Genomic DNA, 9,473 nt, shown 5'->3' with positions numbered 1-9,473 from the left:
TCAGTTAGAGGGAAGAAGATAAAGAAAACGGTGGATGAGAAGCAAGTCATTTTTTATAGTGAAAAATATGCAGCGAAAGCAAGGGCAGAGCGTGCTTCAGCAGTGGAAAAGGCCAAAAGCCTCATTCAAAATCCTTCGCAATATAACCGAGCTACTTCAGGTGGCGCTGCCAAGTATGTGAAGAATTTGACCTTTGATGCAAAAACAGGAGAGATTCTAGTAGATGCTAAGCAGTCATTGCATTTTGACGAAGAAAAGTTGAGGCAGGAAGAGGAATTGGACGGCTACTATGCAATCATCACCAGTGAATATCAAGAAACTGATGAACGCATTGTAGACATCTATCGAGGACTCTGGAAAATTGAAGAATCCTTCAAGGTTACCAAAAGCGATTTAGAAAGCAGGCCTGTCTACCTGTCTACTCAAGAGCATATTGAAGCCCATTTCCTAACTTGTTTTGTTGCACTTGTGATTGCAAGGGTACTGGAACACCGCCTGAAAGGAAAATATTCGATTACAGCGATGCTGGAAAGTTTGAGAAAGGCCTCCTGCAGTCATATTCAAGATAATTATTACCTGTTTGATTATTACGACGAAATACTGACCGACATCGGTAAGGAATTAGACATCGAATTCGGAAAGAAATACATGTCACTTAGAGAAATAAAAAAAATTTTGGGAGAGGTCAAAAAAGGGTAATTTTCACTACAACTCTTGGACATACAAAAACAGCCAAGAAACCAACATTCATGCTGGTTCAAGGCTGTTTTTCCTTTGATTTAGCTGCAAAAGTCAGGATATATCATACCAAACACACGTTAAATAGAAATAATTTGTCAAAAAATAACTCCAGTTAATTGCTGAAGCTCTTAGTTTTTATTTTAATGATATTTTATTATTGCGGACTTGTACTTATCAAATTCTAATTTAAGACTGGCTGAATTCTTAGTAGCAATGCTAGATCTATCAGGTGAAATAATTAAATTAGCATCAATAACAACTGTTTGAGTAATATCTTGTAAAAGACTAATGAAGCTTTCGTTTGGGATGATTACTCTTGCCATTATTCATCATCTCCAAACAAATCTAGGATCTCATCAATATCATCATCTAAAATCTCGATTTCATATCCAAAGTCTTCTTACTTCTTATTAAAAATATTCAGGTCTTTAACAGTAGAATCAATTGTTGTAATACCCTCATCATAATTCTGAAGTATTACATTTAATGCTTCAGGTTCCACCCCTATTTTATCTGTAATGCTGTTTAATTTATGAAATACATGAGAATTCAATGTGCTGCCAATTTTATAATAGCTGCTTTGGCTATCCCTTTCATCAATTGATAGCAGTTCTTTTTTTACGTGCTTGTTAATAGAATCAATCTCATGCTTTTTTACATACGTTGATAGTGTTTCTGTTGGTAGCAAAAATTCAGCAGCAAATCTATTGGCTTTTGCATTTATCAGTAAATCATCTGAATCACCAAATCTACGCAAATGCAAATTTTCATCTATTTCATCTATATGATGATAATATTCATGGCATGAGTTGAATATCTGTAAATCTAATGGAACCATAGAATTAATTGCAATATAATATGAACGGATGCCTGTAACTGAACAATGTTTTTCTAAATAAAACGCAGCTAAACTATTTGGATGTTTAGGCTCTAAAGCAAAATATAGAAGCTGTATATTATTATCTCTAAATACAGAGAAAATTTTTTCTCCGATTGACCCCATACCCAAATCCAATCTTCTTCTTTCTGTCTTTACTAATTCAACAATTTCTAATGCTTCTTTAGGGTTTAGGATCATACTATTATTACCTTTCATAATTATTTTCCCTTATGTTTTTGTGTTTTTCTAAGCATAATATCATTTCAATTAGACCTTCAAAAACCTTGATCTCTTCATCTGATTTAGCCTCACCCTTTAAAGCAACAAAAACATCCTTTTTTGTTCCTGTTTCTATGATATCTGCAAATTCCTTTCCTGTGACTTCTAGAATTTTTTCTATTTGTTCTAATTTAGCCATCTCTAATTGTGTTAAATTATTTTCTTTCCTATATTGTAAACAAATCTCTGAAAGCTTGTTAATATCAATTTTAGACATCCAAATCGCATTTTGAGAAATAAAAAATGACTACAATATTTTTTTGGGTATCATAGTCATTTTTCATTGCTCAAATAAATTTTAATTGACTTTTCAGCCCGATTTTCACTTTTAGGCTGTCCTTTAGCTGTTTTTTATTCTCAAAATTTTGCTCATCTTTACTAAAAGCATAAAACTCGCAAAACAGATTAAATACTAGGATTACAAGCAATTTTTCCAACATAATCGTACCACGCACTCTACATGCTTCGGACTGTGAAAAGCAAGCAAAAGAAAACACTGGAATATGTTACCGCAGTTAATTCCAATGTATTCGGTATTCGGCATCCTGCATTATTTCAATCATTTCATTGCTAATCCTTTATTTATTGCTTCCTGAACGATCTAATGGCAGCAAACTCCCATTGGATTCTTTCTAACGAACCTAAAAAATTAAAGGAAAAGTAAATGTAACAAATGCTGCCCAAAGTCCGTAGACCGGCAAATACTTAGTAACGGCATCCTGAATCGTTGAAAGTCCGGTTTTGTTTCGCAGAAAACGCATATAGGAGAGCATAATCCAAATTAGATTGACCCAGATAAGTATGTTTACGCCTAAAACGGCAAGTCTGTTGGGCGTAATCCCGTAAGAAGAAAGCCTGAACACTATGGCTGATAAAGCCACACTGTCAATGATAAGAGCAAGAACAATCAGGGCAAAATTTATATAATCGGAAAAGTTCTTTTTCTCGTCTGTGCCGCTTTCGGTAATGGAGAATATGGTGACGGCCAATACACTAAGGAGTATTCCGTTGAAGGCTAGGAGGAAATTCCGGTCCAAGAATGGATTTTTTCCGACCAAAATAGCCGTTATTAGATAGACCAGCAATGTAGCCAGTACAAGAGGACTAAAAATTTTGGCTATATATGGCGCAATATTTTTAGCAAGTTTAAGGTTCCTTGATACCAAGTATGCAGCTACAACAGCGAGAGCCGCAGCACCAAATACAACGACATTTTTAAAATAGAATTCCTCTATATCCATGCCGACAAATCTAAATAACTGCATGGTTAATGCTGTCAGCAGCATTCCGCTGATTGCCATGCTGGCGTAGAGGATGCAAAATTCTCCATTAAATTTAAGATAGTCTAATCTTGTGCTTCCTTTTGGATATTCATTTCCTGTAAATGCAAGCCCTAATAATACCCATAGGAAAACGGGAAGGTGCAGATAAGCCAGGATAATACTGTCTTTATGCGCCAGGGGCAGCATATTAAGATAAAATCCGGCGATTAGGAATAACGATGCAAGGGTGTAAAGAATATTTTTTTTGGGAGGATTACTGTATATAAAATATATGGTAACAAAAGGAAATATACCAAAAATAAGGTTAACAGGGGCTATTGCCTGCTGCTCCGCAAAGTGCAAAATTACCCTGGTGGTTATCCCGGCCAGAACTGCCAAAATGCTCAAGAATACAAAATCTTTCTGAAGCAAGGAAGCTTTTTCTGCATTTGCCATCTTCTTGAAATACAATCTTTCATGCCAAACGGCAAGAACCTGCGAATCAGGGTTTTGTTCCCAGGCATATGAGAATGACTTTTTAAAAGTTTCAGGATCTTTTCTAAACAGTCTCTCCAGCTCATGGGGGTTAGCAATATTTTCAATAATTGGATTGCCAATGTCCATGGTTGTACCTCCCTTTATCCCCGACTGTCTTCGTCACTTTTATATTCCAAAATATCTCCGGGCTGACATTCCAGAGCCTTACAAATCCCCTCCAGTGTTGAAAACCGAATTGCTCTTGCCTTTCCGTTTTTCAATATGGAAAGATTAGCCATCGTAATGCCCACCCTCTCCGAAAGTTCTGTGACGCTCATTTTCCTTTTGGCAAGCATCACATCAATATTAATTATAATCGCCATGTATCTCACCTCAGATCGTCAAATCGTTTTCTGATTTTATATATATGGCCTTTTTTAACAGCTTTTGAAGAACAGCAGCAAAGACTGCAATCACCAGGCAGCCAAAAATAATGATCAAGCCGATTAGTATAATCCCCGGAGCGTCGTCTGCCTCTGCCATGAGATATAATAGCGGCATGAATGCCGCATATAAGCTACCGATGGTAAGGGCACAGTATTTGATATTTTTTAAAGCCATTACGGATAAGTCCGAAAACGCCTGGTTCCTGTCAATATAACTCAATAGTTTTAAAGCCTGGTACAAAGCTACAAAAAATACTATCGCTGTTACATACAAGCCGATTAAAAAGGGATATTGCAAAAAATTTAACTTTGGATTCAATTCTGCAAAAAATTCAGCTATGCCAGGCAACAAATAAATACATAAAGCGAGAACAGGAAGCCCCATAAGGATGACAGCTATCTTTAAAAAGAGTGTTTCTCGTTTCATAAAAGCACCTCACTTATTGATTATTGATTTGATTTTATCAAATATTTTATCGTTTATCAATAAATTATTATCGAATCTAATTGTTTTTTTATTTTCTATAAATATTCGGTCAAAGAAAAAGCACCTCCGAAGAAGTGCTTTTTCATATTTTTCTTTAAAAGTTACCATCGTCAACAGAGAATACTTTTTATAAATTCGGCAGATTCTCGAGCCAGAGCTTTAACCTCAGGATCATCTTCTGATAGTTGAGCCAGCCTAGCAAGACGCGCCCCATAATCTAAGGCGATTTGATATTCAAGGGGATGTGCCATAAAAAACTCTGCTAAGGAGCGAAAAGTTTCCTGGTAATCCTCACCTCACTGGAAATCATCCAAGATACCATATACTTTCCGTTGCTGTTCAAAGATTTGCGGGCAGGTCTTGGCATATTTTTCGATTTGCTCAGGTCCCAGTATATCGATAATCATCTAAAAGGAAGGCGATGTGAAACTATCCTCGTCAAGGGGAACTGTGTCTTCACTCAGCAACTTTTCAATTGTCGCTATTCTTTCTTCAAGGCTTTTTTTCTCGCAAAGAAGTTCGGCTTGCAAAGACTGTAAGACTTCCCGCAAAGTTTTGTGGTTGTACATATCTCCCAAGATTTCTTTAATGTGCTTAAGATCCAGTCCCAGACATTTTAAATGTTTTATTATCTGCATCCGAGTTAACTCCGCAGGACCGTATATGCGGTATCCCCCCGCAGAGCCGGCTCTTGAAGCAAACCGATTTTAATTCGATTCTCCACTAATACCACCTCTTGATTATTATAAACCCCACCCTAAGGGTTGAGTCAACTTAATTCAAGGAAAAGCAAGTTGAATTCGTGAACATTCTCATTGCTCTCTCAATTTGACAAGTTGTCCCAATTTGTCCGTCCGAAACGGTTTATTTAATTGTTTTTAGTTTTTGTGAAAAAGCACAAAAAAGGCAGCACCTTAACTCTAAAATGCCACCGCTGATTTGCTAATAGGAGATTCCTTATTTGGTTTTAGCTGTATATAAAATGAAGCTGCGCTATCAGACAATCTATGAATACCCGATCAGATTTATTTTAATTCGCTTTTTGACACTAGCCACTATAATATGGATAATGAGAAGTTCGCAAATCAATTAATTTGATACGGTTCTCCGCGCTGTCTAAAACGGCAAGTTTTAAACGAGAACCCCCTACCAAAGCAGGGGGTTCCATTTCATGATCTACAAGCCTGGCCAAGAGCGGTCTTGGACTGGTGGTACACAGGCCTTCTCTTGATGACGGTGCCTACCCTCAATCGCGCAGCCTCTTCGTAATGTTTGCTTCAGAATCATGCCACCTTGCTTCGCGTTCGTAGGACTCGGCGATGCCCTCGATGATTCCCCCGACATAGGGATAGTCAAAGTGCAAACGCTCGGCCCAAGCGCGGTACTTTGCAGCGAGCTTGCGCTCCTGTTCGCCCCCTTCGCTCCGCCAGTGAACACCGCGAGAGTTACGAACGCCGATAGAGAATCCCTCGCCGATTCCCAGCAACGCTATTCCTTCCATCGCCTCGCAGACCGCTTCGCAGGGCCATATGCCGTTTTCGCCCTCGGGCGCCTTGGCAAGTAGTTGACCGAGGCAGTGATCACCAATCTCGGCGCGACCGTATTCGCGGCATAGACGCCGAACCTCGGCTAGCCACTCGGCAAGCGCCGCTGCGTCGATTCTTCCGTTTTCATCCGTGCCAGGAATCTTCTTGAGCTGGCCGAGAAGGCGATAGGCTGCCGACGCAACTGCCGCCCGCTGCTCGGGATTCTCGATCCTCCATTCCGGTGGATCTTCTCCTTCGTCACTCCGCTTGTAAGCAAGTGCCACCACCTGGACGAATCGCGCCGGCGATTGTGCGATTAGGCTTTCGAGATTCGGGATTCCGTGTTTGCTGTGATCGAGCGCGTCGATGAAGAGGAACTCAAGCTGGGCCATTTCTTCACGGGTGATGCCCACACGGCCATCAAGCGAATCCAGCGCCTCAGAAATGTGGTAGCTGTTGAGCTTGAAATTGCCTGCCGGTTCGGCATTCACCGTGGCGACGTCGCGGAGCAGCCGCTTGAGACGGGACGTCTCAAGGTCTTTGAAATCCATCTGGACGGCGTGGAAAGCCGCGCGGGGCCGCCGGGCCTCCAGAAGGCAGTCGATCAGTTCGGTAAGCTCGGCGGGCGTGTACCGGCCCTAGGACGGCAAGACGTCCTTCCAGTACCCGGCACGGAAGTCCTCACCATAACCGTTCAGAAGACGCCAAGTGGATCCCTGGAACGGCGCGCATACAAATAACCGCTTGCGCTCTTCGGCAGGCAACTCTTCGGCCGTGGCCTGCAACACCCCGGCGCGCGAGTCGTCCCCGATCGCCCAAAGGAAGCCCCGCAGGCACCACTCGGCCTTGCTCCGAAGGTCTCCTTCAAGGGAAAGGCAGCGCCGGATGAAATCGACCTGCGGCGTAATACCAGTAACGCACGATGCCACATAACGGCCAACGCTACCGGCGGCACCGCTGCCGGCAAGCAATTCCTCAACACCCTCGAAACCGCGCTCGGTACATATTTCGTTCATCGCTTCGCGGCGCAGTCTGTCGATCCGCTCGTCGCGCTTCTGATAGTCGAAATCCTCCTCTTGGATCTCGTCAGCCGATTCCTGCACCCACTCATCGACGAACAGCCAACCGTGCCGAATGACGGGATCGTCGGGTCGGAGGCTGTCATACGCTTCGCGGGCACGGTCGCGCATCGCCTCCCCCAGATTACGGCGGCGGCCGCGCCGGATGAAGGCGAACCGCCGGATGTGCTCACGTAGCGCGGCCTTGGCGGCTTCGCCAGCTTCCCGGGACCATTCATCGATGAGGTCCCAGACCTTAGACTGGTCTTCCTCGGGCATGCCCTGGAGAGACTCGACGAGATCGCCAAGTGTCTTTTCGTCGTGGGACGGCCAAGCGATCAGGAAGTCCAGAGCCTTTCGGTTGAAGTCGTACATCTCTTTGTACGTGACAACCTGCCCGGCTCCTGAGGCGTCGCTTCGCCAGCGGGGCCTGTAGCTGTAGTGGCCGATCTGGGAACCAGGTTTGATCTGCTCGATGTAAATTTCCCAGACGACATCCGGGAAACGCCTGGTGAGCATCTCCAGCGCCTTGACCCTCTGCTCCACGGAGGCCGCCTTCTGCGGCATCCATGACCTGAAGATAGCCTGAAGGCTGACGTCTGGTTTGTTCGCCCAGTTATCGTCGATTTTCTTCCGGAAGAGCCGGGCGAGGATCGCCGATACGCGCGGGAGGTTTTGCGGTTTCCAGGCAAGGCACTCCAACGCCCAAAGAAGGCCCGTTCGCGACGGTGATACAAAGAACGAACCACTGTCGACCGGCTTGAGAAGGCCGAAGACGACGGGATCCTCGCGCCGCAGGTCTTCTTCGATGATCTTGAGGAATTCATCGGGTGCGGCTTCCGCGTAGCGCGGCAGGTCGCGTTCGTGGGAGAGTAGCTTTTCAAGCGTCAGCGGCGTTAGGAGTTTACGGATTAGAACAGCGACCCGGCCTCCGACATCGATGCCAAGGCGGCTCTGGAACAGGTTATTGCCGTGAACCGACAGGATGACCAGTGTTTCGCAGATACCCTCGCGCAAGGCGCCGGAGTGATCGCGTGTCTTATCGTAAAGGGCTGCGGCCCATCTGTCCTTTTCCGGCAGTTCGAGCGCCGGGTCGGACTCGGAAAGGACGTATTCAGCGGCGACAAAGAACTGGTCGAGGTCCGCCGGCGTGAACATCCTCGCGATCGCAAACAAGGAGTCTATCTTCGAGGCCACACCCCGATAAGGCCCTGCAGACCACACCGGGCTGTCATCGAACCGAAGCAGACGAGCAACGTCCTCTTCGATCGCCTCGTACTTTCGATCCGCCACAAAGGAGACGATCTCGCGATCTGCCTCTGTCTCGGCGTGCCAAGCGCCGATCAGTGCCATCGGCACGAGGGCCTTTGCCGTGGCGTCGTCGCCGGCCCATACCGGCGTCCTGATCGCGGCGTTCTGAGAGAGGTGGCGGCGCAGGATCGTCGGGGAACGGCCCGACTCCCTTGCAAGCCTGTCAACATCACCTTCCTCGATTCCCATGGAGGCGAGCGCCTTCTTGAAGGCGTCGTAGCTGAGCAGGTCGAGCGCCATATCGGCTTTCACATCGACCGCGTTGCGGTGGCGGAAAACGATACAATGAAGCCGGCGATGGGAGTCGATGAGTTCACGCTCGGCGTCTTCGGAATGGACAATCGGTATGAATGGCACGGAGGACGCAAGGAGCAGCTGATCGTCGCCGGAGATGTGAAGACCGCGGCGAGGTCTTTGAATTGGCGGAGTTCTTCGTCATCAAACAGGCAGGCGAGAAAGGCGAGCGCCTCGTCCCGCGAGTCGGCAGCGACGACGAAAGGCCTTTCGCTCGGCTTCTCAAGCCACGCTTTGAACGTGCCCCGGTAAGCGACAATCGACGGTGCGAAAATCTCGGGCGTCAGATGGGGTTCACTGGCGTCCGCCCAGCGGCGCCACGCCCGCTCCAGCGTTTCATAGCCGCCGATCGGCAGAGCGAGTTGTTCGGCAAGCCAGACCTGTGCCGGCACCGACTGCTCCAGCCACTGCTCGAGATCGCTCGCATCGAAAGCCTTGACGGCCTTCCAGTCGCCGGTCTCATTCTTTTTTTCTCCCAAGCGGTTTTGCCAGGCCAGTTGCGAGGTGTAACGAATACGAAAGTGCAGTTTGCCCGTTCGTCGGCATCAACCGATGTGAGCCGCGCGGTGTAATCGTTATTCGCTTTAAGACCCGGCTTCTGGTCGGTACCGAACTCCCAATAGGATTTCCCCTCAGGAATCCAGGGGGTGGCGGCGCCAGCTTCGACGAAGCCATCGGAACCCTTGCGTTGCGCATTGTCGTACCCAGGGAA

The 9,473-nt window shown here is 45.9% G+C and carries 10 protein-coding genes and 1 pseudogene; 1 reads left to right on the top strand and 10 read right to left on the bottom strand.

All coding sequences use genetic code 11. The features are described from left to right. The coding region (locus TEPIDINF_RS12890) for an IS1634 family transposase (RefSeq protein ID WP_421692242.1) at positions 1–699 on the top strand (699 nt) is incomplete at its 5' end. 182 nt (positions 700–881) lie between these two features. Here the strand turns inward: TEPIDINF_RS12890 and TEPIDINF_RS12885 are convergent. The 10 genes and pseudogenes from TEPIDINF_RS12885 to TEPIDINF_RS12840 all read right to left on the bottom strand — a co-directional run bounded on the left by TEPIDINF_RS12885 (position 882) and on the right by TEPIDINF_RS12840 (position 9,240). After that, complete coding sequence (locus TEPIDINF_RS12885) at positions 882–1,064, bottom strand: hypothetical protein (protein WP_421692241.1); 183 nt, start codon at positions 1,062–1,064, stop codon at positions 882–884. 77 nt (positions 1,065–1,141) lie between these two features. Continuing rightward, positions 1,142–1,837 (bottom strand): ImmA/IrrE family metallo-endopeptidase, encoded by a 696-nt coding sequence (locus tag TEPIDINF_RS12880; protein ID WP_421692240.1) that lies wholly within the window; start codon positions 1,835–1,837, stop codon positions 1,142–1,144. Further along, a complete protein-coding gene (locus tag TEPIDINF_RS12875; protein WP_421692239.1) occupies positions 1,827–2,117 on the bottom strand; it encodes a hypothetical protein in 291 nt (96 codons plus the stop codon). Before TEPIDINF_RS12875 ends, TEPIDINF_RS12880 begins: the two co-directional genes overlap by 11 nt. A 424-nt stretch (positions 2,118–2,541) precedes the next feature. After that, complete coding sequence (locus tag TEPIDINF_RS12870) at positions 2,542–3,786, bottom strand: DUF4153 domain-containing protein (RefSeq protein ID WP_421692238.1); 1,245 nt, start codon at positions 3,784–3,786, stop codon at positions 2,542–2,544. 14 nt (positions 3,787–3,800) lie between these two features. After that, positions 3,801–4,022 (bottom strand): helix-turn-helix domain-containing protein, encoded by a 222-nt coding sequence (locus TEPIDINF_RS12865; RefSeq protein ID WP_421692237.1) that lies wholly within the window; start codon positions 4,020–4,022, stop codon positions 3,801–3,803. Positions 4,023–4,032: 10 nt separating this feature from the next. Then, positions 4,033–4,512, bottom strand: a complete 480-nt coding sequence (locus TEPIDINF_RS12860) for a DUF2975 domain-containing protein (protein ID WP_421692236.1) — start codon at positions 4,510–4,512, stop codon at positions 4,033–4,035. Between the two features lie 467 nt (positions 4,513–4,979). Continuing rightward, positions 4,980–5,243, bottom strand: a pseudogene (locus tag TEPIDINF_RS12855) (MerR family transcriptional regulator); the annotation flags it as partial. A gap of 575 nt (positions 5,244–5,818) precedes the next feature. Continuing rightward, the gene (locus TEPIDINF_RS12850) at positions 5,819–6,649 is read right to left on the bottom strand and encodes a hypothetical protein (RefSeq protein WP_421692235.1); all 831 of its coding nucleotides are present in this window, start codon (positions 6,647–6,649) and stop codon (positions 5,819–5,821) included. Between the two features lie 87 nt (positions 6,650–6,736). After that, complete coding sequence (locus TEPIDINF_RS12845) at positions 6,737–8,707, bottom strand: hypothetical protein (protein WP_421692234.1); 1,971 nt, start codon at positions 8,705–8,707, stop codon at positions 6,737–6,739. An 8-nt stretch (positions 8,708–8,715) separates the two neighbouring features. Continuing rightward, positions 8,716–9,240 carry a hypothetical protein gene (locus TEPIDINF_RS12840; RefSeq protein ID WP_421692233.1) on the bottom strand — a complete coding sequence of 175 codons (525 nt, stop codon included), beginning with the start codon at positions 9,238–9,240 and terminating at the stop codon, positions 8,716–8,718. Positions 9,241–9,473 lie beyond the last annotated feature (233 nt).

Origin of the sequence: Tepidibacillus infernus (assembly GCF_048898065.1) — a bacterium.
Classification (GTDB): Bacteria; Bacillota; Bacilli; order Tepidibacillales; family Tepidibacillaceae; genus Tepidibacillus_B; species Tepidibacillus_B infernus.
The sequence above is the reverse complement of the archived record's forward strand: the minus strand, read 5'-3'. Positions and strand labels throughout refer to the sequence as shown.

Excerpts from the sequence above, each read along its gene's own strand:
- TEPIDINF_RS12885 (WP_421692241.1), bottom strand. The coding sequence starts at position 1,064 with ATGGCAAGAGTAATCATCCCAAACGAAAGCTTCATTAGTCTTTTACAA.
- TEPIDINF_RS12880 (WP_421692240.1), bottom strand. The coding sequence starts at position 1,837 with ATGAAAGGTAATAATAGTATGATCCTAAACCCTAAAGAAGCATTAGAA.
- TEPIDINF_RS12875 (WP_421692239.1), bottom strand. The coding sequence starts at position 2,117 with ATGTCTAAAATTGATATTAACAAGCTTTCAGAGATTTGTTTACAATAT.
- TEPIDINF_RS12870 (WP_421692238.1), bottom strand. The coding sequence starts at position 3,786 with ATGGACATTGGCAATCCAATTATTGAAAATATTGCTAACCCCCATGAG.
- TEPIDINF_RS12865 (WP_421692237.1), bottom strand. The coding sequence starts at position 4,022 with ATGGCGATTATAATTAATATTGATGTGATGCTTGCCAAAAGGAAAATG.
- TEPIDINF_RS12860 (WP_421692236.1), bottom strand. The coding sequence starts at position 4,512 with ATGAAACGAGAAACACTCTTTTTAAAGATAGCTGTCATCCTTATGGGG.
- TEPIDINF_RS12850 (WP_421692235.1), bottom strand. The coding sequence starts at position 6,649 with ATGGATTTCAAAGACCTTGAGACGTCCCGTCTCAAGCGGCTGCTCCGC.
- TEPIDINF_RS12845 (WP_421692234.1), bottom strand. The coding sequence starts at position 8,707 with ATGGCGCTCGACCTGCTCAGCTACGACGCCTTCAAGAAGGCGCTCGCC.